The following is a 22,305-nucleotide window of genomic DNA, read 5'->3' as shown; positions in this document are numbered from 1 at the left end:
GACATTATCTCGTCGGCGGACGGTGCCCTCTCACTGCGTTCTTTGGCATCGTGATGGGAAACACAATGGCCCATCACAGCGGGCTTCCCTCCCAGTTATGTCGCCAAATCCTTCCTCCACCGGGTCGAGAGCTTTGGCACAAACTTTGAAACGAAGAGGTTTCGATGGTCACTTCACCACACATCATTGGATGGGCCCATACCCCGTTCGGCCGCCAACCACATGAGGACGTTGAGGCGCTGATCGCGGCTGTCAGCGGCTCCGCCATTGAAGACGCAGGGCTTGAGCCCGGCGACATTGATGCAATTTTTGTCGGTGTATTCAACAACGGGTTCTCCGCGCAAGGGTTCGAGGGTGCGCTGGTCGGCGCAGCCCTGCCAGCGCTGGCGGCAGTTCCCGCCACGCACGTGGAAAATGCCTGCGCCACCGGTTCTGCTGCCATTTTTGGAGCCTTAGACCGGATCGAGGCCGGCAAAGCCCGGGCAGTACTCGTCGTGGGCGCGGAAAAGATGACTGCGACGGCAAACGCTGAGGTCAACGATATCCTGCTCAGCGGCTCGCACCGGCGGACTGAAGGCAAAGCAGGCAGTTTCGCTGGTGTCTTTGCCGGCCTGGCTGATCGGTACGCGGACCGGTACGGCGACCCGCATGACGCCATGGCCATGATCGCCGCGAAGAACCATCGCAATGGCGTTGACAACCCATGGGCGCACATGCGAAAGGACTTGGGTTTCGATTTCTGCGCCGCCGAGTCCGAGCGAAACCCCAGGGTGGCGGGTCGGCTGCTGCGCACTGACTGCTCGATGGTTTCTGACGGTGCGGCAGCACTAGTCATCACATCGGCTGACATAGCCCGAACAGCGCGCCGATCCGTTGCGGTCCGCGGCCGTGCGCACGTCAACGACCACTTCGCCATTGCCGCCCGTCCAGACCCCCTCGCACTAGCGGGTGCGGCAAGCGCCTTCCGTCGCGCCCTCGAGGAAGCTTCGGTCACCTTGGAAGACTTGGACCTCCTTGAGACCCACGACTGCTTCACCATTGCCGAGCTTCTGCAGTACGAAGCGTTCGGGATTGCTGAACCAGGCAAGGCAGCCCAAGTCCTGGCCAGCGGCGCTACCAACCGGGACGGAACGCTGCCGGTAAATGTCTCGGGCGGCTTGAAGTCCAAGGGACACCCACTGGGAGCGACGGGCGTCTCCCAGCACGTCATGGCAGCGATGCAGCTCGTGGGCGAAGCCGGAGCGATGCAGTTGGCCAAAGTCAATCGGGCAGCAGTGTTCAACATGGGCGGCACCGCAGTGGCAAACTATGCAACCGTTCTGGAGAGTGTCCGGTGAGCGCCGTCAACGTCGAAATGTCTAACCACCCTATTGGGAGCGCGTCGACCGCCCCAGCTCACAGGGCAGTGAATCTGGCTCACGCCCTGACCCAGACGGCCAGGCGAATCCCGGAAGCTGACGCCCTCATTCATGGGCAGACGCGCTGGAGCTGGCGCGACCTGAACGACAGGGTCACTGCCCTTGCCGCCCACTTGATCGAAAGGGGGGTTAAGCCCGGCGAGTGCGTACTATTGGACGCACCGAACCACCCAGAATTCGTACAGGCAATGTACGCTACCTGGCGCATCGGTGCAGTGCTGGCCCCAGTTAATACCCGTCTGCACGACAGTGACATCGTTTCGATCGCCCGGGTTTGCCAACCGGTACTAATGATCGCCCATTCGTCCACGGCTTCCCATGTCAACGCCGTCAAGGCGGCCATCAGCCCGGAACTGGAAACGCTGTGGCTGGACGATTCTCCCGGTCCCGACACAGTCAGCGCCTATACCCGCCCAGCCAGTCCGCTCCAGGACCAAAGCGTGTGGACGGGTGACGCAGCCTGGTACTTCTTCACTTCCGGAACCAGCGGTCCACCAAAAGCCGCTGTACTGACCCACGACCAGCTCGGCTATGTCGTTACCAATCACCTGGCAGATTTGATGCCCACCACGACGGAGACTGATCGTTCTCTCGTTGTGGCCCCGCTGTCACACGGCGCAGGCGTTCACCTCCTGCCACAGGTGGCACGAGGAGCAGCAACGGTCATCCCGGTCTCCTTCAGCCTCAAACCTGCAGAGGTGTGGGAACTGGTCGAGACCGAGCGTGTGGCCAACATGTTCACAGTCCCGACCATCCTGAAGCGTCTGGTCGACGACGAGTCCATCAACAGCTATGACCACTCTTCCCTTCGCTACGTCATCTACGCCGGGGCGCCCATGCCCAGCCGGGACCAGCAGGAGGCTCGCGCCGCCCTCGGCGAGGTTCTCGTGCAGTACTATGGCTTGGCAGAGGCCACAGGCAACATTACTGTCCTTCCCCCTCACCACCACGGTCATCCGTCACCTCCCGGCATCGAGTTCAGCACCTGCGGCTTCCCGCGGACTGGGATGCAGGTGAGCATCCAGGATGAGCAGGGCAATGAACTGGCGCCTCTTGAACACGGAGAGATCTGCGTCGCCGGGCCCGCTGTCTTTCCCGGATATCTCAATAACCCCAAGGCTAATGACGCCGCCTTCCGCGACGGCTGGCTCCGTACCGGAGATATCGGAACATTCGATAATGAGGGATTCCTCTACATAACGGGCCGCTCCTCCGACATGTTCATTTCTGGCGGTTCCAATATCCACCCCCGCGATATCGAGGAGAAGATCCTTACACATCCGGCCGTCCAGGAGACGCTTGTCCTGGGAATGCCTGACCCCACGTGGGGCGAGGTTGGAGTGGCCGTATGCGTGCTGCACCGGGGAAGTTCCATGACCGAAGAAGAGATGCGCCAGTACCTCTCCGAGCGCATGGCGCGATACAAGATCCCCCGCCACATCGTGTTCTGGGATGAGCTGCCGCGCTCCGGAAACGGCAAAATTGTGCGCCGCACCGTACGGCAACTCTTCCTCGAACTTGGCTGGGACCCCCAACTCGGACCCGTCGGCGGACAGACCAAGGGAGACACCCCTTGACTCTCACCCGCCGAATCCAGCCCCTCAAACACCCCGGAGTGGTCGCTGCGGAGCGCAGGACGTCCGTAGTTACCCGCAGCATCGCGCGCAGGGTGACCCTGCCGGCCGGGGCAAAGCTCCTTGATGCCATGGCGGACGCGTTAGAGGCTCTGGGAGCCACGTCTGGACAGGTGGAACTCCTCGACGGTTCCCTGTCCAGGGTCAGCTACTGTTTTCCCGCCCTTTGTGAGGACGCATCGACCGCAGTCACCTACAGCTCGACGCATGAGGCTATGGTTCCGGCGAGGGTGATCGCCGGGTCTGCAACCGTCGGATTCCGTGACGGAAAGCGCCTAGCCCACTGCCATGCCAGTTGGTTCGATGCCAATGGCGATGTCCGTGGTGGCCATCTCTGGTGGGAGACCGTTATTGGGCCTGGCCCCGTCGAAGCCATTGTCCACGCTTTGGACGAAGCGGAGTTGATCTGTGAAACCGACCCCGAGACCAGGCTCCCTGTATTCACGCCTCATCCTTGCCCCTCCCGCAAGCTGGAAAAGGCAAACTCCGTTCGTGCAGTGATCTCCCGCTTGGCTCCTGGCGTTGAAGTGGCCGCAGCCGTCCGGGAAATTATGCGGGAGCAGGGTTTCCAACAGGCTTCAATAGCCGGCAGCGTCGGCAGTTTGGTCGGTGCTGTTTTTCATCGCGCGAACAACACCGTTGCAGTGGTCGATGGTCCCGCCACAGAAGTCACCTTCACTGGTGAGTTCGACCTACGCGATCCCAATGCCCCTGCCCCTTGGTTCAGCGGCATTGCCATCGACCGCTTTGGAGCCGTCCATACCGGCCAGCTCGTCGAGGAAGAAACCATCGTGGCCTGTGCCATGGAACTGCTCGTGGAAGAAGTTTTCAATGAACGTACCTGAACTCGACGGCAAGGTCGTCCTCGTTTTCGGCGCCGGCTCCAGTGGCGCAGGCATAAGCAACGGCGAAGCAGCCGCCATGGCCTACGCTGCAGCCGGCGCAGCGGTGGCAGTCATAGACCTCAACGCCTCCGAGGCGGACCGCGTCGCCAAGGAAATCGTTGCCGCCGGCGGGACCGGCATCAGCATTACTGCCAACGTAACGAGCGAGGCCGACGTCGCCCGGGCGGTCGCCACTGTTGTCCAAGAGCTTGGGATCCCCGAAGTTCTCCACAACAACGTCGGTGTTCCAAGAATGGGCTCGGTTCTCGACGTCGATCTGGATGCGTGGAACGCTTCGATCAATCTCAACCTGACCAGCGCCTACCTGACGTGCCGACACACCATCCCGCATATGTTGCGGGCCGGCCGGGGAGTCATCACCAACATTTCGTCAGTAGCCAGTATCCGCGACACCGGCTACCTCTACCCGGCCTACAGCTCCGCCAAGGCGGCAGTAAACCAGCTGACTACCTCCCTGGCGCTTTCCTACGCCAGGCAGGGCATCAGGGCCAATGCAATCTTGCCGGGACTTATTGACACACCACTAGTCAGCAGCAAGATTACGGATGACCCCGCGGCCTTGGCAGCGCGTCATGAAATGAGTCCCACGGGTCGGATGGGAAGTCCCCAGGACATCGCAAACGCAGCCGTGTTCCTGGCCTCCGACAAGGCGTCCTACATCAACGGCGTCTGCCTTCCCGTCGATGGTGGTCTGGCGGCTCGCTGTGTCTGATCGGCCTCTAACACCATGGATAGCGCCCAACGCCACTGTCATAGGTGATGTCATCATAGGGGCGGAGTCGAGCATCTGGTATGGCGCAGTTGTCCGGGCGGATTCGGCTCTAATCCAGATCGGCAGCCGGACCAACGTGCAGGACAACTGTGTCCTCCACGCCGATCCTGGGTTCCCGCTTACCATCGGCAACAACACCACCGTTGGCCACGTCGCTATTTGCCACGGTGCCACGATTGGCGACGGAGTCCTGGTAGGCATGGGCGCCGTTGTCATGAATGGCGCAACAATAGGCGACGAAAGTCTCATTGCAGCAGGAGCCGTAATTCTCGAGGGCACTGTAATCCCTCCGCGCTCGCTTGTTGCCGGGGTTCCAGCCAAAGTCGTTAGACCTGTCTCCGATGCCGAAGCAGCTTCGCTCGTAGAAAATGCCCAAAACTATGCTGCGCTCGCACAACAGCACCAGGTGAACGAGTTCCGTGTTCTTAAACAGCCCCTCACCAGCAAGCAGGAAATCGGTGGTCCTTCCCTATCTGGTTCCAGCATGTGACTATTGCAAGCACGTTTTCATGAGCATCACTACTGGGTGATACCCCAGTGGCGCGACAATCACATATGGCTGCCACTGTCGATGCCCTCCGCTCGGATGATGCTTCATTTGTTACTGCTCATATTCCGGTAGACGGCTGTTACGTGGCCGCCGGAATTTACGAAGCAATCAGATGCGGCATCGCCCAAGCCATGGCCCTCAGCAATTAGCCCGTCGCGCCAGCTATCACCAAGTTTGCATCTGCACCCGAGCCTTTCGCATGTCAAAAACACGCTCACACCGCATGACAAGGAGCACCATGGTCAAGGAACACCACGTCCGCGTCTACAAAAGCGAAGAGAACCTGCCCCGCGAGGACCAACTGGCCTACAAGATCGCCAAGGTCGCCGCCGACCCGGTAGAGGTCACCGACGAGGTCACCGACATGGTCATCAACCGGATCATCGACAACGCCTCCGTGGCCATCGCCTCGCTGAACCGGGCCCCTATCGTCGCCGCCCGCGCCCAGGCCCTCACCCACGGACCCAGCACCGGCGGCAAGGGCTCCAAGGTCTTCGGCATCGAGGAGCGAGTCTCCCCCGAATGGGCCGCCTGGGCCAACGGCGTGGCCGTTCGTGAACTCGACTACCACGACACCTTCCTGGCAGCGGACTACTCCCACCCGGGCGACAACATCCCGCCGATCCTGGCCGTGGCCCAGCACGTGGGTTCCAGCGGCCGGGACCTGATCCGCGGCATCACCACCGGCTACGAGATCCAGGTCAACCTGGTCAAAGCCATCTGCCTGCACAAGCACAAGATCGACCACGTCGCACACCTGGGTCCCTCAGCCGCCGCCGGCATCGGTACCCTGCTGGGCCTGGACGTGGAGACGATCTTCCAGTCAGTCGGGCAGGCGCTGCACACCACCACTGCCACCCGTCAGTCACGCAAGGGCGAGATCTCCACGTGGAAGGCACACGCCCCCGCGTTCGCCGGAAAGATGGCCGTCGAGGCCGTGGACCGGTCCATGCGCGGGCAGACCTCTCCGGTGCCGATCTACGAGGGTGAAGACGGGGTGATCGCCTGGCTGCTCGACGGTCCGGACGCCTCCTACCAGGTCCCGCTCCCCACTCCCGGTGAGGCCAAGCGGGCCATCCTGGACACCTACACGAAGGAACACTCCGCCGAGTACCAGGCCCAGGCCTGGATCGACCTCGCCCGGAAACTCCACAAAGAGCACCCCGAAGCCACCGACCCGGCCAAGGTAAAGTCCGTACTGATCAAGACCAGCCATCACACGCACTACGTGATCGGCTCCGGCGCGAACGATCCGCAGAAGTACTCCCCCACCGCGTCAAGGGAAACCCTGGACCACTCCATTCCGTACATCTTCACCGTGGCCCTGCAGGACGGCGCCTGGCACCACGTGGACTCCTACTCCCCCGAACGCGCCGGCCGCCCGGACACCGTGGACCTGTGGCACAAGGTCACCACGGTGGAAGATCCGGAATGGACCCGCCGCTACCACTCCCTGGACATCGCCGAGAAGGCCTTCGGCGGCTCCGTGGAAATCACGCTCAAGGACGGCAGCGTGATCACCGACCAGATCGCCGTCGCCGACGCGCACCCGCTCGGCGCCCGGCCCTTCGGCCGGGAGCAGTACGTCACCAAGTTCCGTACCCTCGCTGCCGGCCTAGTGGAGGAGGGCGAGATCGAAAGGGTCCTCGCCGCCGTCGAACGCCTCCCCGAACTCGCTGCAGGCGAGCTGGACCAGCTGAACATCACCGCCGCCCCCGGCGTCATCAACCTCGGCGCCGCACCCAAGGGACTCTTCTGATGCTGTATTCGAAAGTCACGCCCGAGCAGAAGCGAATCGATTTCCACAACTTGCTTGCTTCGGCCACTATCGCGCAGTTTCCTGGTGCATTCAACCCGCTCTCGGCCCGGCTGATCGAGGAGAAGGGCTTCGCGGGGGTTTACATTTCCGGTGCGGTCCTGGCCAACGACCTCGGCCTGCCCGACATCGGCCTGACCACCCTCACCGAGGTCGCCACCCGGGCCGGGCAGATCGCGCGGATGACGGACCTTCCCGCCATCGTGGACGCTGACACCGGTTTCGGCGAACCGATGAACGTGGCCCGCACCGTCCAGGAGATCGAAAACGCGGGCCTGGCCGGGCTGCACATCGAGGACCAGTTCAATCCCAAACGCTGCGGCCACCTCGACGGCAAAAACGTCGTGGATCTGGAGACGGCCACCAAGCGCATTCGTGCCGCCGCCGACGCCCGCCGTGACCCGAACTTCCTCATCATGGCCCGCACCGACATCCGCGCCACCGACGGACTCCACGCAGCCAAAGACCGCGCCAAAGCCCTCGTGGACGCCGGCGCCGACGCCATCTTCCCCGAAGCCATGCGCGACCTCGCCGAATTCCAGGCCATCCGCGACGCAGTCAACGTGCCGATCCTGGCCAACATGACCGAATTCGGCAAAAGTGACCTCTTCTCCACACGACAGCTGCAGGCCGTGGGAGTCAACATGGTCATCTATCCAGTCACGCTGCTCCGCAGCGCCATGGGCGCCGCTGAACACGTCTTGGATACCTTGCGTCTGGAAGGCTGCCAGGAGACTCAAGTGGAGGCAATGCTGACCAGGGCAAGGCTTTATGACTTGGTGGACTACGAAGGCTACAACCGCTTCGATACAGGGGTCTTCGACTTTCACATCCCCGGACGAAGTTAGTACTGCGCACATCTACAACGCAAGGACGTCACATGAGCACCCCAACGATTGAAGTCCGCAAGGGACTCGCCGGAGTCGTAGTGGACTACACCTCCGTCTCAAAGGTCAACCCGGACACCAACTCACTGCTTTACCGTGGTTACCCCGTACAGGAGCTTGCGGCCAAGCGCAGCTTCGAAGAGGTCGCTTATCTGCTGTGGAACGGGGAGTTGCCCACCGAAGCGGAACTGGATCGCTTCCGAAAGCTTGAGCGTGCAGGCCGCGCCCTGGACCCCACTGTCAAGACGGTAATGGATTCCCTCCCCATGTCAACGCACCCCATGGACGTCTGCCGCACGGCCGCCTCCGTGATGGGGGCGCGGCACCCGCTGGCAGAAGACTCCTCGGCGGCGGCAAACCTCATCAAAGCAAAGGATCTCTTTGCCGCGTTTCCTGCCGTCGTGGCCTACGATCAGCGCCGCCGCCGCGGCCAGGAGATAGTGGAGCCGCGTGAGGATCTGGGCTATTCGGCGAACTTTCTCTACATGACATTTGGGAAAGACCCGACAGCGGAGGTGGTCTCGGCGTTTGATGTGTCGATGATCCTTTACGCCGAGCACTCCTTCAATGCTTCCACGTTCACGGCGCGGGTGGTCACCTCATCGCTTTCGGACCTGCATTCGGCAGTCACTGCCGCAATCGGGGCACTCAAGGGGCCGCTGCACGGCGGCGCCAACGAAGCCGTCATGCACACCTTCGACGAGATCGGCATCCGCACTCAGGAGTCCGTGGACGAGGCAGCTTCCCGTGCAAAGGCCTGGATGGAAGATGCCCTGGCTCAGAAGAAGAAAGTCATGGGCTTCGGCCACCGCGTCTACAAGCACGGGGACTGCCGCGTTCCCACCATGAAGTCGGCGCTGGACAAGATGATCGCCCACTATGGCCGCCCGGAGCTGCTGGGGCTGTACAACGGCCTGGAAACCGCGATGGACGAAGCCAAGGGCATCAAGCCCAACCTCGACTACCCCGCCGGGCCTACCTACCACCTCATGGGCTTTGACACTCAGATGTTCACACCCATCTTCGTCGCCAGCCGCATCACCGGCTGGACGGCCCACATCTTGGAACAATCCGCATCCAATTCCCTAATCCGACCGCTGAGTGCATATAACGGCGTGGAGCAGCGCTCCCTGTAGCTGGCATTATCGAGTTGGGCTCGAACTGGCCACGCGAAGACCGATGATCATCGTGGCGCATGGAGATCAGTGGTGACAACGCGGTCCAGTCCGGCCAGGCCTCCCCCGGAGGAAGCGCTTGCACGCATGAGGCCAAGCTCCCAAGTTAAGCAGCAGAGCCATATGACCAGCACGACGCGGGCTTCGGGCCAGCTTTTCTCGTCTTTACGACAAAACGACGAAGAATCGCCGGCATTCCTGCTGCCGGGCGCTGTGGCACACCCCCCTCGTTGACTGCGAGTGTTAATCAGTGTGGAACGGCAATAATCCGGACGCTCACCAACCGCGCACGAACAGCTTGGCACTTCATGAAGTGCGATTGTCCGTACGCCGAAGTGGAGCGTCCGTCAGCGCCTGCCGGACCTGTGCACCCTAGAAAGGAACGACTATGAACGAGAAGCTGCGGGCCAAGATTGCTGCTGACGAAACAGCTTACGGATTGTGGGTCACTATGGAGAGCCCCGCGGTCATCGAGGTCGCCGCCGAGCTGGGGCTTGACTGGGTGGTGATCGACCTTGAACACGGATATCTGAGCTACGAACACATCGCTAACCACCTGCGTGCGGCGAAGGGCACCGATCTCAGCGTCATCGTCCGCGTGCCTTCACACGACCTTGAGCCGACGAAGCGCGTGCTCGACTTGGGAGCTCACGGCCTCGTGGTCCCGCTCGTCCGTAGTGCAGCCGACGTCGAGCAGATCCAGAAGTACGCTTACTACCCGCCGCGGGGCGAGCGCGGTCTGGGAGGTGAGCGCAACGTGCGCTGGGGCCTTGGGCTTGAGGACTACATTAGGCGAGCAAACGACGAGATCATGATCTTCCCCATGATCGAGGTCAAGGAGGCGACAGCGGCCTTCGACGACATCATCGCCCTCGACCAGGTTGAGGCAGTTGTCTTCGGGCCCGGCGATCTCTCGTCCAGCTACGGCCACATCGGACAGTGGGAAGCGCCCGGTGTGGGCGAGGAGATCCTGGAGCTCGTCGGGCGGGCGAAGGCCAAGGGCATTGCCAGCGCAGTGGTAGCACGCAATGCTGATGACGTCGTGGCTCGCCAGGATCAGGGGTTCGGAATGGTAGCACTCGGATCCGATGTCGGCATGATCGTGCGCCACGTCTCCGACATCGGAAAGGCGCTCGGGCACACCACAATCGACCACCGCTGGTTCTAGCGATCACGATTAGCAGTGGAACGAAGTGCAGGTTGCGCGTGAGTTAGCCTCGGAGGGATTGCAGGCCTAGTCCCTCCGAGGCTTTCCTCGTAGCTGGCTCCCGTATACAACGCACACTCCTTCCCTTCCGACTGAGCTTGATTTGGCAGATCGCCGGGCAAATGGGGTGGAGTTGACCGATGACGGTCAAAATGACTGCGGGGAATGGGCTACGGCAGCTCGTGGACGAACTGTCGCGTCACCTTCAGCGCTCCGTCGCCGTGAACCATCAGGCCGTACGTCTGGTCTTTGCGAGTCCTCACTACGGGGACGAAGACCCCGCGCGCATTCGCCCTATTCTACGGCCACAGCGGCGCGGAGCTGGCTGCACGGATCCTGGCCCAGGGCGTAAACCAGTGGAGTCAGCCACATGTACTCCAAGCGAATCCTGATCTGGGTATGGCGCCTCGTTATTGCGTCCCCCTGTTCGCCGGATCGTAGTCGAGGTCGTGTGCTCCTTCGGACGTCGTTGCCGTGTCGATGTCGGCGTTGGTGCCGATCATGGCGGGCTGGATACAGCATGGCTCGCTCGTCGTCGCGCCGACACAGTGCTATTCGCTTCCCAACGAAAGTCGACCGCTAAGAACGCGGCCACAGCGTTCTGGGAAGACCTCGGTGTGGACGCCCCTCCTCCTGCGCCTCACAGAGACTGACCTTACGTTGGACAAAGTACTCGCCTCGGTGGAGGCTTCCACGAGCAAGTTCGCGACGGGACGCTCCTACAGACGATGCTCGTATACATGGACCACGGTGGATCTGTCGCCCATACAGCAAATGCCATGCATCTCCATCGCACAACTCCGCAGTATCGGATCGACCAGATACGGAAGGCCACCGGACTCGATCTCGACGACGGCCGCAACCGCCTCGAGCTGCACATCGGGCTGCACCTTCTACGCCTCGTCCTTCTTTCCTCTATCTCCGACAGATAGTCGGAATCGGGGGTCCTCTCTTCCTCTCACTGACGGTTCCGCCCGGACTGACGGTGTACGAGACTGAATCACGGACCACATGGTGTGGGTCGATGATCAGCCGGCCTTGACGCCGACTAGTAGCGGGAGCCTCAGCCCGTCGTCGACATCGAGTGGCGCTCCGCCGAGGCGGCGCGTGCCACAAGCCTTCAGGAGGAACACTTATGGCATCAAGGATTGCTGTCATCACAGGCGCTGGCTCCGGCATTGGAGCCGCAACCGCCGATGTGTTGGCCAAGCGAGGCCACCGCATCGTTGTGGCCGACCGAGACATCGAGGCTGCTGAGCGTGTCGTCGATCAGCTCGTCAAGCAGGGGCTGTGCGCCCAGGCTAGGCATGTCGACATCGGGGACTGCGACTCGATCGACGCCCTGTTTTCAAGTATCGACAAGGAGCATCAGCGCTGCGACATCCTCGTCAACAACGCTGGTGTCTCGCAGATTCGGGATCTTCTCGACTTCCCCGACGATCTATTCACCATGACCGTCCAGATTAACCTGATCGGGACGTTTCGGTGCAGCCAGCGGGCAGCCCGGATCATGGCACGCGGTGGCTGGGGACGTATCGTCAACATCAGCTCGATCAGCGGACTTCGCGCGGGGATCGGACGTGCGGCCTATGGCCCTACAAAGGCGGGAGTGGACGCGCTCACAAGGCAGTTCGCAGCCGAGCTGGGCTCAAAAGGCATCACTGCCAACGCCGTCGCTCCCGGCCCCATCGAAACGCCGCTGGCAAACAGTGTCCACACGGACGCGACCCGCGACGCGTATTACCGCCACATCCCGCTGCGTCGCTACGGGAAGGTGGAAGACATTGCTAATGCAGTTGCTTTCCTCGTTTCCGAGGAGGCCAACTACATCAACGGGCACACGCTGCCGGTCGATGGAGGCTTTGTCGCAGTAGGGCTGCTGGATGCGTGAGCCGTCGCTTCCGACACGAGCACAAAGGCGCTGTCGACAGGGCCCGTCCGACTGTACAACGCCTTTGCCAGATGGCGTGCGCGTTGTACGGCGTGCTGCGATCCGGCATCCACCGCTTGCCGCCACACCAGTGTGAATTGATCGGCATCCGACGGAAAGACGGGAAGCATATGTACATCAAACAACTGCAAGACCGAGCCGCGACCCGCACACAGGAACTACCCGGCGCGGAGCTCACTCACCCGTTCGGCACGGATTGGGACGTCTGGAAGGTGTGCGGCAGGGTCTTCATGCTCCAGACCTCGATCACCGGCGAACCCATCGTGATCTTGAAAGCAGCACCGGCTGACGGGAGGGCACTGCGCGAAGCGCACGACGACATCACGGCCGGCTATCACATGAACAAACGACACTGGATTACACTCCACCCAGGCGGCGAGCTCGATGCGCAGACGGTCGACGACCTCGTCACGGAATCGTACCTGCTCGTCGTCGAGAACCTGCCAAAAAATCTGCGCCCAGTTGACCCCTCTACGTTCGGCCAGCACTAGCGACCTGGCGGCTTCGCACCGGCACGGAACCTGGTCGCGCAGAGAGCCTTGAGCACGTTGGTACCTCATTGCCAGCCATGCGGGGCGCCACCAACTCGCGCCTGAGGGTCGATAACAATTCGAATGGCACTTCGTCCCGCACGCCGGGAGTCCTCGCTACAAGCCATCTAACGCGAAAGACTGCGGATCCGATTCAGCTGGGAAAAACAGGACACGGCCCTTCTGGCGGCCGACATCGAGCCCAAAAACTTATTATGGGACACCACACCGAATCTCGCACTCCCCGAGGGCAAGCAGCGACACCTACAGTCGTGTAACCCAAGGAGCGAGACGACGACCGGTTGAGGACCGACCGCCGTCTCGCATACTCGCCCGAGTCGACGTCTCAGCAATCAATGCTGGGCGATGAACTCCAGAAGTTGGGCATTGAACTCAGAATATTCGTTAAGGTAGGGCTCGTGACCGCTCTGCTCGAATACGCTCAGGCGACCATTGGGCAAAGTGTCGGCAAACCAACGCATACCTTCGAGTTCGTAGAAGGGAGAATGACGACCCGTCATAACGAGTGTCGGGACCGCGACCGTCGGCACGACATCCCGCCAGTCGGAGACCATATGGTCGATAAGCAGGCGGCGTGCCTTATCGAACGGATAGCTCTCCCAAGAAGGCTCAATTGTATCGACCAACTGCTTCACGAAATCGGGCACCGTTGGTTCACGTCCATTATCGAACCATTCGAAACGAAAGCGGGCCGCGTCGAAGACGTTCTGCTCGTTAATACCGCGTACACCCCATTGCCATTCTTCGTCGTTGACGATCTTCGGGGACTGATCTACGGCGACAAATGCGGTGACGCGCTCCCAGGGATCGGCAGTAATAGAGAAGTAAGCCAGACTGACATTCACACCCATCGAGTGACCGACCAGGACAACATCACGGAGGTCCAAGGCCGCTAACAGCTCGCCGAGGTCAAGAGCGAGGCGGCTCATCCTCTGTCCGTGTTCCGGGAAGTCGGAGCGCCCGTGGCACCTGTGGTCGTATCTGATTACACGGTATCCTGCCTGCACCAGAGCATCGCGTTGCCACACGAAGTGTGCGCTTTGCCCTTGGAACCCGGAGGAGAAGACGATAGGGCGCCCATCGCCCTCATCGTCGTAGCGAAGGGTCACTCCATCTGACGTCTGCAAGGACAGATTTGTACCGCTCATTAGTAATTTCCTTTCGATATTCACAGCAACCTGACTCATCTTCGACCAGATGGATCGGTGACAACTGTCCTTCCCAATCAAGCTCCTGCTTTCTTCATAGAGATCCAAACTTTGGATGACAAAAGCTCAGCCCGGCGTGCTTTGGTCTAGCCGGCGAAGCTCTGTTGGCGCGTCAGTTGCATGCGCACCACTGAATGTACCGGCGCAGACGCCCTTTACAGGGGCCGGAAGGAATCCAAATCGAGCAGGTCCTGGCCGCTCATGCCGTCTGGACAATTGGGAGGGTCACGTAAGACCAGCCGCCACCCACGTGAATGAGTTGGTTGGCCACTCGCATTTTCCCTGTTGCCAGGCCTTCTTCGGTATTCAGGTTCCGGTCCCATCGAGGGAAGCAACTGGACGTGACCTGCACTCGGATGCGGTGCCCCTTTTTGAACACCATGCTGGTTGACCAAAGGTCTACCTCCACGGACTTCATTTCCCCTGGCTTGCCGTTAATCCTTCTGATTCCATCGGTCACCACGTATGAGCGTTCGTTCGGATGAACATCGCACAGGCGCACCACCCAGTCAGTGGTCGGCCCGTCGGTTTGGGCAACGAGAGTTGCGCAAACACGGCCAGTAACTTCGAGATCCTCAGTCAGAACATCACTCGTGAAGAGAAGTACGTCGGCTCTAGCTTCCACCTGCTCTTGGTCCATCGCTCCTGCAGAAGGGCTTGGATCGAGGAGGCTCGCGCCGCCTACGGCAGGAACGGGATCCTGCGGGTCGTACGTGAAGGGTACTGATGAAGCTGTGCTTTCGGCCTTCGGCTTGAGGGCTCCACCGGCAGTGAAGAACCATGGTGTCGGGGTAGCTCGCTGAAGAGGCCATTCGGATTCGGAACGCCATTCGTTGGCACCCATTACGTAAATCTTTACCGGCAGCTCATTATCAGGCGCCTTGCCGATGGTCATCCAAGAGTGGAGCCAGTCGAAGGTAAGCCCGGCGATGGAGTCTTTGAAATCAATTGCAGACCCGTTCCCCGCAAAGCCAAAGTTGATGTCTCCTTGTTGGGCAGACATCTGAGTGTGGCTCCAAGGGCCGATGATAAGTCTCGCGGGCGTGTTCTTTGCGGCAGCGAGATAATTATCGATTGTTCCCTGCATAAAGACGTCGTACCAGCCACCTATGTGCAGGCTTGGGACAGTCACTTCTGTCTGATGTGGAGGGATTTCGGCAGATTCTCTTGAGTCGGGGCTCGCCAGGTTCGGGAGGCCATACCGGCTGATGACGGCGTCCGGTGATGTGGGTAGTTCCGAATAAATCCGTTCCGGTATACCGTCTGATGCTTCCGCCAACAACCGAAGATGCTTGTCCAACTCGTTGCTGTCGTGGCCGTGGCGCCGAATAGCTTGATCGAACCCCATAGAAACGCCCCAACTGCGGATGAGACCAACTTCGTTGGCGCCCCCGCGAGCTATTAGCCCGTCGGCTGGCTCTCGGAAGGTAAAGGAGGGGACGATTGCTTTGAGGGCATCGGGCCGCCTGCCGGCTGCCTGCCACTGGACGTTTCCCAGGTAGCTAGGCCCCCACATCCCGACGGCACCGCTTGCACCGGGAAGGGTTGCCGCCCATGAAATGGTGTCCTCACCGTCGAATCCTTCTGCCACAAAGGGCTGGAACTCGCCCTCGGAGCTGTAACGGCCTCGGACATCTTGAACGACGGCCATAAAGCCGCGACGTGCAGCCAGCCAAGGGTCAAGCAACGAGAGTACGAATAGATCCCCTTTGTCGTAGGGCGTTCGTGCAACGATGACAGGCCAGGGACCATTTCCTCCTGGACGATAGATGTCCGCTCGTAGAACCACTCCGTCTCGCATAGGAACTGGGATGTCGTATTCGATTGTCACACTAACCATCTGATCCCCACCTAAGCTTTTACACATCCGTCAACAAGATCTGCTTACCCGTTCTCGTTCATTCCGCGATTCTTGTTGACGACAGGCCCTGCCTGTCCCGCCTGGCCGCTTGTGGAACAGCCCCTGTCAGGAATGGACCCGATGCAGAGGCGTTGAGAGTGGCAGCGGGACTGTACATTGGAATGGCCTCAACCAGTTCGCGCGTGTAGTCGTCGGTAGGCGACTCGAACAGCTGGGCGACCTTCCCGACTTCTCTGACGACGCCCTTCTTCAAGACAAGAGCACGATGCGCAACGGCCCGGACCACCGCTAGATCATGGGTAATGAATACTACGGAAGTTCCGTGCTCCGCAGATAACTTTGCCAACAGGTCGAGTATTGCGGCCTGCACTGACACATCGAGTGCGGAAGTGATCTCGTCGGCAAGGATCAGGCGCGGGTGCGTCACGAATGCCCGGGCGATTGCGACGCGTTGCTTCTGTCCGCCAGACAGCTCGCTGGAGTACCGGTGAACCATTGACTCAGGAAGATTTACGTCCGCCAAAATTTTACGCACACGTTCTTCACGGTCAGCCTTGGATAACGTCGGTTCGAAGAGCTGCAGAGGCCGCGAGACGAGGCTCATCACATCGTGGCGCGGGTTCAGAGACATATCCGGGTTTTGGAAGACTATTTGCACATCACGCCGCAACGAGCGTGATCTCTTTCCCACGTTAGGCGCTAGTGTTGTGCCCTCGAACTGGATCTCTCCACTGCTGCGCGGGTGCAGTCCTGCAATTGCGCGCAGCAGAGTTGACTTGCCGCTGCCGGATTCACCCACCACTGCAAGCGTCTCGCCAGCCGCGACGCTGAACGTGACCCCCTTGACGACCGGCGTCGAATGACCGCGCGAGCCATACTCGCACCACACGTCGTCTACCGACAGCAGCGGCGCTGAATCCTCCACCACTCCGAGAACTGAAGGCCGGTCACTTACCGAATGAATTTCGTAGTTGCCGGCTCGGATGCACCGGACGTCGTGGGAAGGTCTTAACGGCAACAGGCTCGGGTTGGACTCTGAGCAGCTCTTGATGCTGAACGGGCATCGCGGCACGAAAGGACAGGCTCCATGGACGACCCCCGACGGCGGCGCACCTGGGATCCCTGACAACGCACGAGTACCACTCGCATCCGGAACGGCGGCCAGTAGCGCCCTCGTGTATGGATGCTCTGGGCTTGACATCAGTTCCCTCGCCGGACCTGACTCGACCACCTGGCCCGCATACATTATTGCGATCCGGTCGGCAACTTCCGCGAGGAGAGGCAGGTCATGACTGACGAACAGGGCAGCGGTCTGGTGTTCCTCAATAGCACGCTTGAGCAGTTTCACAATTTTTGCTTGTGTCGTGACGTCCAATCCAGTGGTCGGCTCGTCGAGGATCAGCACCTGGGGGTTGCACGACAGCGCTATCGCGAGGTTAATCCGTTGTTGCTGTCCGCCGCTGAACTCATGCGGATAGCGCCGAAGGGCGGCCTTCGGATTGGGAACGCCGACCTCCTCCAAAAGTTCGATCTGCCTGTCGTAGTTGGCTCGTCCCTTGAGCCCAAGATGGACCTCCATCGGCTCTGCCATCTGACGCCCGATTGTCAAAGCCGGGGTCAATGCGTTGGATGATGCTTGGGGCATATATACGACCCTGCTGCCCCATATCCGTCGAAGTTGTGGAAGGGGGATCTTCAGCAAATCAATATCCCCGAGCTTCGACTGACCCGCGGGCACTTGCATAGCACCGGGACGGTATCCGATCGCCGCCAACGCCGTCGTGCTCTTACCACAGCCGGATTCGCCTGCCATTCCGAGAATCTTTCCTCGCTCAAGCACGAAATCGACGTCGCTGACCACCGTCTTCAAGTCATTGTTCCGCAGGCCGTACCCTACTGAGAGGCCCCGCACTTCCAGTGCGACCGAGGTAGTCATAGCATGAAGTCCTTTGACGTGTCATTGTTGACGTAGGAGATGATTGAATCTGCCATCAGGTTGAGGCCGACCGACAGGGCAGCGATCCCGGCGACCGGTGCCAGGGCGGCCCACGGCTGAATCTGCACATACCCCAGGCTGCTCGCAATGGAGAGGGCCCAGTCAGGTGAGGGAGGCTTAGCCCCGAGGCCAAGGAAGTTAAGAGCGGCAACGAAGAGTACTCCGTAGGTGACCCGGAGGGCGAGATCTGACACCACGGGGCCGACGATGTTCGGCGCGATCTCCCGCACGACGATGGATACAGGCCATTCACCACGTGCCCGTGCTGCTTGTATGTAGTCCGATGTGACAACTCCAAGGGTTGCTCCGCGGGCCACTTTTCCGATTCCAGGTGCGAAGATTACGGCCACCGTCGTTAACAGGACTGTGGTTGACGAACCGAAGCCAGCGATAACGGAGAGCGCAATGAGTAGGGGCGGCAGAGTCAGCAGGGTGTCGAAGACTCGGGAGACCACCTTATCGAACAGTCCACCGGTGTAGGCAGCAACCATCCCTAGCAGTCCACCGGTGACCGTAGCCAGTGCGACGGCAGCGAGCGGAATCAGCAACACCATCTGACCGCCGACGAGGAACCGGCTGAAGACATCCCGTCCCAGGTTGTCCGTTCCTAACGGCAGATTGCTGGTGGGAGGTGAGAGAGGCCGCCCCACCGCAAGCTGGTCAAACGGATGCGGAGCCAGTGCCGGACCGAAAATAAGGACCAACAGAACCCCGCTGACGATAACGAGTCCACAGCGACCCGACCAAGTGTGGGTTATCGGGCGGAATGGGCGAAGCTTACGTGTTGACCGGCTATTCACAACTGCCGTCTGGCCTGGCGAATCGGCGCTCATCGGACTGCCTTCAATCGTGGGTTGAGGTAGGTGACGAAGATGTCTGCGACGAAGCTGAGCGCGATAAACACCGCACCCAAGAGCACCGTGATCGCAAGAGCGGAGTTGGTGTCGCCTTGGGTGATGCCTTGTATCAAGAGCCGTCCCAGACCTGGAAAAGCGAACACGTTCTCAACGATGATGGCCCCTCCAAGCAGGTAGATAATGACGAGTGCGACGGCGTGCACGAGTGGAACGGCCGCCGATCGGGTGGCATGTCCCCACACGACCACGCGCCGGGGCAACCCTCGCAGCACGGCATTTCTTGTAAAGGGAGAATTCAAGGCCTCTGATACGGACGCACGTGCAATGCGCGAGACATAAGGCACGACAATCAGTCCGAGAGCCGACGCGGGGAGGATGAAGGCCTGGACCCAGGCGACACTTACCTCACCCGACACTGCTGAGGAGGCAACAGGCAGCCAGCGAAGCTGAACTGCAAGCAGAATCATTAGTCCCAACCCGATGACGAATTCAGGGAGTGCAGCCAGCACAGTCATCACCACGAACGCAGCTCGATCAAACATTCCTCCTTTTCGGGCCATGAACACCCCCAGTGCGACGGCCACAGGAAGGGACCAAGCCAGCGAAGCCAGGGCGAGCTCAGCGGTGTGGGCGAAAGCAGGAAGTACGACAGGTTTGATCGGCACGTTCGAGGTCAGTGTCATGCCCCAGTCACCTTGAAGGTAGTGACCGAGCCAGTCGAAGTATCGAACGAACAGTGGCCGATCTAGTCCTCGTCCCGTGATAAAAGACTGCAGCTGTTCGTCGGTAACACCTATACCGAGTGCATTGCGCGCGATCTGTTCGGCTGAACGGTTCATCGCTACGAACGCAATGAATGAGATCAACAGGAGCGTCAGAACCGACATCAAAAGCTGACGGGCCACGGCCCAGACGCGAGTCATACTCCTTCTGGGTGCGACCACCGTCTCGGCGACCGGTTCCGGGGCCACGATAGTCATTCGATACCCTTCCTCACTTGCAAATGATCCAACATTTGTGCTCGCCTCCGGGCTTTCAGGCCAACCACGTCTTTCGGAAATCGACCGTGTCCAAATTCATGAACAGGCCGTTGACTTTCGAGGACCGTGCATAAGCTGCGTCTGAGAAAACGGGAATCAGAAGGCCATAGGACTTTCGGGCCTGCAAGTAGGCCTCCTGGGTCAGCTCGACTTGCCGGCGCTGATCGGTTGCGGCGTAAAGCTCATCGACTTTCTTGTCCACAGCTGGGTCTGCGAAGTGCGTGAGAGGCCAAGCAGCGCTCTTCCGATAGAAAGCGTCGAACCCAACAGGGGGGAAGAACTGTGTAAAGGTGTCGACGAAGGCAGGGGTGGCCATCCACCCCTTCGACCAGTACGTGTCCGGTGAGAACTGGTCCAATGTCACGTTGATCCCGGCGCTCTTGACGACCTGCTGCCAGGCTTGGGCAGCGTCCAACATGCCGGGCACCGAATCTGTCACACTCAGCTTGATATCCAGTCCGTCTGGGAAACCCGCGTCGGCCAGCAGCTTCTTCGCCTTGTCCGGGTCGTACTCCGGCTTCAGATTAGCTGGATACCATGAAGAATCGGGGGCGATCGGCACATCCGCCGTAGCCGACCCGTGGCCCAGCAGTGCGGTCTCGACCATCTTGTCGCGGTCGGTTGCAAGTTTGATGGCATCGAGCACGCGGCTGTCGTTGAACGGTGCAACGCGCTGATCGAACGCGAAGGCCCAGCTTTGCCTGTTCTTGATTGTTTCGAGTGCCAGGTCGTTTCTGCCCTGGATTCCAGCCCACAGCGAGACCGGAATCATGTCCGTGACATCAGCTGCACCTGATAGTGCGGCCTGCAACTTGGCGCCCTGATCCGGGGTAACGGTTGCCTCGATTCCATCCAGGTAGACAGTGTCACCCCAATAAGCGTCGTTCCGGACAGCCTTCCACCCCGTGCCGGGGCTCCATGAAGTCAGCTTGAACGGCCCTGTTCCCACCAAGTTCTTGCCGCTGAAGTCTGTCACGCCTTCCTTAATCAGGTGACTTGCGGGGTTAGCGCCAATGGTCTCCATGAGGACGCTGTTGGCCTTCTTGAGGTTGAGCACAATCGTCGAAGCATCCGGGGCCGAGACCCCGCCCATGTCGAGGTACGGAGACAGGAATCCGTTGAGCGCACTTTCCGACTTGGGATCGAGCCAGCGGCTGATGGTGTACATCACGTCTTTTGACGTGAAATCACTTCCGTCGTGCCATTTCACACCTTCTCGAAGGTGGATGGTCCACTTTGTCGCATCGGCATTGGCTTCCCACGATGTCGCCAGTGCCGGTTGGGCCTTAAAATCTGTGTCTGTGACAGCAAGCGGGTCGTAAATCGATTTCACGGCCAAGGTTGCATTAGCCGTGAGAATGGTACCCGGGTCGAGCGTATCCGAACTGCCGCCATCGCCGATCGAAATGCGGAGGGTACCGCCCTTCTTGGGCGTTCCGCCAGACTGCTCGGAGCCGGTGCTGCCCGGCGAGTTGGTGCATGCAGCAAGCAACAGAGCGCCCAGGCTGATGCCACCCACTGCCAACACCTGGCGCCGTGACGGCGCGAAATTAAGTGCATTACCGACCCCCGATGTGGACGGCTTTTGAAAGTTGTGATCCATGCGAAACACCTCCATGTTCGACGTACCGGACAGACCGATAACGATTTGAACAAAAGCTACCTGTGAAGCGGCTCACCCATCGATCGTTAGATTTCATAACTTCGGGACCAGCCTTAGTGTTTCTTACAAAGGTCCACCGCACCGGGGCGGCCCTGGGTCGACAGATCACCGAAAATAGATCCAAGCCATCGAAGCTCTGGATAATCCCGAAAACGCCCAGCCCGACTGGTGGCTCGGTTCTCCGTCGGCAGGAGGAAAAGTGGTGGTTTCGCAAGCTCGCGCTGATACTCGGCTTATTGCCCCGACGACGGCGTAGAGATGGACGCAAGCCAAAATGCGAGCAAGCCAGGCGCCGTGGGTTGTCAGCGGTGCAAGATGGATGCCTGTAACGTCGCCCAGCAAACCGAGCAACGGCGGCCCTGCCAAGAAGAAGGCGTATCTCCGGATGGACACCACAGAATGCGTGCGGCGGCATGCAGCAAATAATCCGCGCCAGCAGACCTTTCCATGGGAAATGCCAATGTGGCCGGCCACCCCATAACGTGGCTCCGACGCCCGATCATGATGACGTTTTCTGCCATTATTAATAGGGCCAAGCCCACTACGACCGCCGCCAGGCTGGTCCGGAGGACAACCACCCTTCCGAGCCTGCCGATTGCACGTCCTCCAAGAACGCGCGTAATGGTCAAGGCAGCCACAAAAATGTCATGCAGCAGCGCGCCGCTCGACTCCGAGGGATGCGTGCCATCGGTAATCGCCTTGGCGACCCAGTCGTGGCCGCCGTCTTGTGCTAATCCGGTGACGAGTAAGACGGCCCCCTGGAGCAAACGTCCGGGAGTTCTTCCATGCTAGGTCCTTTCCTGGCGGCCTTGCG

Annotated in this window: 18 protein-coding genes; 12 read left to right on the top strand and 6 right to left on the bottom strand. The window is 60.3% G+C overall.

What is annotated here, in order from left to right; translation table 11 throughout:
- Positions 1-164: 164 nt before the first annotated feature.
- The 12 genes from ACFVVC_RS01510 (at position 165) to ACFVVC_RS01455 (ending at position 12,806) form a co-directional block, all read left to right on the top strand.
- Complete coding sequence (locus ACFVVC_RS01510; protein ID WP_387448192.1) at positions 165-1,337, top strand: thiolase domain-containing protein; 1,173 nt, start codon at positions 165-167, stop codon at positions 1,335-1,337.
- Positions 1,334-2,995, top strand: coding sequence for an AMP-binding protein (locus ACFVVC_RS01505; protein ID WP_387448190.1), 1,662 nt, complete (start codon positions 1,334-1,336; stop codon positions 2,993-2,995). The genes ACFVVC_RS01510 and ACFVVC_RS01505 overlap by 4 nt, the downstream gene beginning before the upstream one ends.
- Positions 2,996-3,033: 38 nt before the next feature.
- Positions 3,034-3,897 carry a PCC domain-containing protein gene (locus ACFVVC_RS01500; RefSeq protein ID WP_387448877.1) on the top strand — a complete coding sequence of 288 codons (864 nt, stop codon included), beginning with the start codon at positions 3,034-3,036 and terminating at the stop codon, positions 3,895-3,897.
- Positions 3,884-4,669, top strand: a complete 786-nt coding sequence (locus ACFVVC_RS01495) for an SDR family NAD(P)-dependent oxidoreductase (protein ID WP_387448189.1) — start codon at positions 3,884-3,886, stop codon at positions 4,667-4,669. The genes ACFVVC_RS01500 and ACFVVC_RS01495 overlap by 14 nt, the downstream gene beginning before the upstream one ends.
- 184 nt (positions 4,670-4,853) lie before the next feature.
- On the top strand, positions 4,854-5,219 hold the full coding sequence (locus tag ACFVVC_RS01490) for a gamma carbonic anhydrase family protein (RefSeq protein WP_387448875.1): 366 nt from the start codon (positions 4,854-4,856) through the stop codon (positions 5,217-5,219).
- 298 nt (positions 5,220-5,517) lie between these two features.
- Positions 5,518-7,038 carry an MmgE/PrpD family protein gene (locus ACFVVC_RS01485; RefSeq protein ID WP_387448872.1) on the top strand — a complete coding sequence of 507 codons (1,521 nt, stop codon included), beginning with the start codon at positions 5,518-5,520 and terminating at the stop codon, positions 7,036-7,038.
- Positions 7,038-7,943, top strand: coding sequence for a methylisocitrate lyase (gene prpB, locus ACFVVC_RS01480; RefSeq protein ID WP_387448188.1), 906 nt, complete (start codon positions 7,038-7,040; stop codon positions 7,941-7,943). The genes ACFVVC_RS01485 and prpB overlap by 1 nt, the downstream gene beginning before the upstream one ends.
- Positions 7,944-7,975: 32 nt before the next feature.
- Positions 7,976-9,118, top strand: a complete 1,143-nt coding sequence (locus ACFVVC_RS01475; RefSeq protein WP_387448186.1) for a bifunctional 2-methylcitrate synthase/citrate synthase — start codon at positions 7,976-7,978, stop codon at positions 9,116-9,118.
- 427 nt (positions 9,119-9,545) lie between these two features.
- A complete protein-coding gene (locus ACFVVC_RS01470; RefSeq protein ID WP_387448184.1) occupies positions 9,546-10,325 on the top strand; it encodes an HpcH/HpaI aldolase/citrate lyase family protein in 780 nt (259 codons plus the stop codon).
- A 767-nt stretch (positions 10,326-11,092) separates the two neighbouring features.
- Positions 11,093-11,296 carry a helix-turn-helix domain-containing protein gene (locus ACFVVC_RS01465; protein WP_387448182.1) on the top strand — a complete coding sequence of 68 codons (204 nt, stop codon included), beginning with the start codon at positions 11,093-11,095 and terminating at the stop codon, positions 11,294-11,296.
- A 203-nt stretch (positions 11,297-11,499) separates the two neighbouring features.
- Positions 11,500-12,255, top strand: a complete 756-nt coding sequence (locus ACFVVC_RS01460; protein WP_387448180.1) for an SDR family NAD(P)-dependent oxidoreductase — start codon at positions 11,500-11,502, stop codon at positions 12,253-12,255.
- 170 nt (positions 12,256-12,425) lie between these two features.
- Positions 12,426-12,806 carry an MmcQ/YjbR family DNA-binding protein gene (locus tag ACFVVC_RS01455; protein ID WP_387448178.1) on the top strand — a complete coding sequence of 127 codons (381 nt, stop codon included), beginning with the start codon at positions 12,426-12,428 and terminating at the stop codon, positions 12,804-12,806.
- A 392-nt stretch (positions 12,807-13,198) separates the two neighbouring features.
- Here ACFVVC_RS01455 and ACFVVC_RS01450 read toward each other — a convergent pair whose 3' ends face one another.
- The 6 genes from ACFVVC_RS01450 to ACFVVC_RS01425 all read right to left on the bottom strand — a co-directional run bounded on the left by ACFVVC_RS01450 (position 13,199) and on the right by ACFVVC_RS01425 (position 21,431).
- Positions 13,199-14,014, bottom strand: a complete 816-nt coding sequence (locus ACFVVC_RS01450) for an alpha/beta fold hydrolase (protein WP_387448176.1) — start codon at positions 14,012-14,014, stop codon at positions 13,199-13,201.
- A gap of 259 nt (positions 14,015-14,273) precedes the next feature.
- On the bottom strand, positions 14,274-15,905 hold the full coding sequence (locus ACFVVC_RS01445) for a CocE/NonD family hydrolase (protein ID WP_387448174.1): 1,632 nt from the start codon (positions 15,903-15,905) through the stop codon (positions 14,274-14,276).
- 67 nt (positions 15,906-15,972) lie between these two features.
- Positions 15,973-17,871 carry a dipeptide ABC transporter ATP-binding protein gene (locus tag ACFVVC_RS01440; protein ID WP_387448173.1) on the bottom strand — a complete coding sequence of 633 codons (1,899 nt, stop codon included), beginning with the start codon at positions 17,869-17,871 and terminating at the stop codon, positions 15,973-15,975.
- Positions 17,868-18,485, bottom strand: a complete 618-nt coding sequence (locus ACFVVC_RS01435; RefSeq protein WP_387448171.1) for an ABC transporter permease — start codon at positions 18,483-18,485, stop codon at positions 17,868-17,870. The genes ACFVVC_RS01440 and ACFVVC_RS01435 overlap by 4 nt, the downstream gene beginning before the upstream one ends.
- Before the next feature lie 275 nt (positions 18,486-18,760).
- Positions 18,761-19,768 carry an ABC transporter permease gene (locus ACFVVC_RS01430; RefSeq protein ID WP_387448170.1) on the bottom strand — a complete coding sequence of 336 codons (1,008 nt, stop codon included), beginning with the start codon at positions 19,766-19,768 and terminating at the stop codon, positions 18,761-18,763.
- Positions 19,769-19,823: 55 nt separating this feature from the next.
- Complete coding sequence (locus ACFVVC_RS01425) at positions 19,824-21,431, bottom strand: ABC transporter substrate-binding protein (protein ID WP_387448168.1); 1,608 nt, start codon at positions 21,429-21,431, stop codon at positions 19,824-19,826.
- Between the last annotated feature and the right edge of the window lie 874 nt (positions 21,432-22,305).

It is taken from the genome of Pseudarthrobacter sp. NPDC058196 (genome assembly GCF_042882685.1).
GTDB lineage: Bacteria > Actinomycetota > Actinomycetes > Actinomycetales > Micrococcaceae > Arthrobacter.
The sequence above is the reverse complement of the archived record's forward strand: the minus strand, read 5'-3'. Positions and strand labels throughout refer to the sequence as shown.

What these genes read in the sequence shown, in the direction of transcription:
- ACFVVC_RS01460 (WP_387448180.1), top strand. Translation starts at nt 11,500, where the DNA reads ATGGCATCAAGGATTGCTGTCATCACAGGCGCTGGCTCCGGCATTGGA.
- ACFVVC_RS01425 (WP_387448168.1), bottom strand. Translation starts at nt 21,431, where the DNA reads ATGGATCACAACTTTCAAAAGCCGTCCACATCGGGGGTCGGTAATGCA.
- ACFVVC_RS01495 (WP_387448189.1), top strand. Translation starts at nt 3,884, where the DNA reads ATGAACGTACCTGAACTCGACGGCAAGGTCGTCCTCGTTTTCGGCGCC.
- prpB (WP_387448188.1), top strand. Translation starts at nt 7,038, where the DNA reads ATGCTGTATTCGAAAGTCACGCCCGAGCAGAAGCGAATCGATTTCCAC.
- ACFVVC_RS01450 (WP_387448176.1), bottom strand. Translation starts at nt 14,014, where the DNA reads ATGAGCGGTACAAATCTGTCCTTGCAGACGTCAGATGGAGTGACCCTT.
- ACFVVC_RS01440 (WP_387448173.1), bottom strand. Translation starts at nt 17,871, where the DNA reads ATGACTACCTCGGTCGCACTGGAAGTGCGGGGCCTCTCAGTAGGGTAC.
- ACFVVC_RS01485 (WP_387448872.1), top strand. Translation starts at nt 5,518, where the DNA reads ATGGTCAAGGAACACCACGTCCGCGTCTACAAAAGCGAAGAGAACCTG.
- ACFVVC_RS01510 (WP_387448192.1), top strand. Translation starts at nt 165, where the DNA reads ATGGTCACTTCACCACACATCATTGGATGGGCCCATACCCCGTTCGGC.
- ACFVVC_RS01430 (WP_387448170.1), bottom strand. Translation starts at nt 19,768, where the DNA reads ATGACTATCGTGGCCCCGGAACCGGTCGCCGAGACGGTGGTCGCACCC.
- ACFVVC_RS01470 (WP_387448184.1), top strand. Translation starts at nt 9,546, where the DNA reads ATGAACGAGAAGCTGCGGGCCAAGATTGCTGCTGACGAAACAGCTTAC.
- ACFVVC_RS01435 (WP_387448171.1), bottom strand. Translation starts at nt 18,485, where the DNA reads ATGGTGTTGCTGATTCCGCTCGCTGCCGTCGCACTGGCTACGGTCACC.
- ACFVVC_RS01465 (WP_387448182.1), top strand. Translation starts at nt 11,093, where the DNA reads ATGCTCGTATACATGGACCACGGTGGATCTGTCGCCCATACAGCAAAT.
- ACFVVC_RS01475 (WP_387448186.1), top strand. Translation starts at nt 7,976, where the DNA reads ATGAGCACCCCAACGATTGAAGTCCGCAAGGGACTCGCCGGAGTCGTA.
- ACFVVC_RS01455 (WP_387448178.1), top strand. Translation starts at nt 12,426, where the DNA reads ATGTACATCAAACAACTGCAAGACCGAGCCGCGACCCGCACACAGGAA.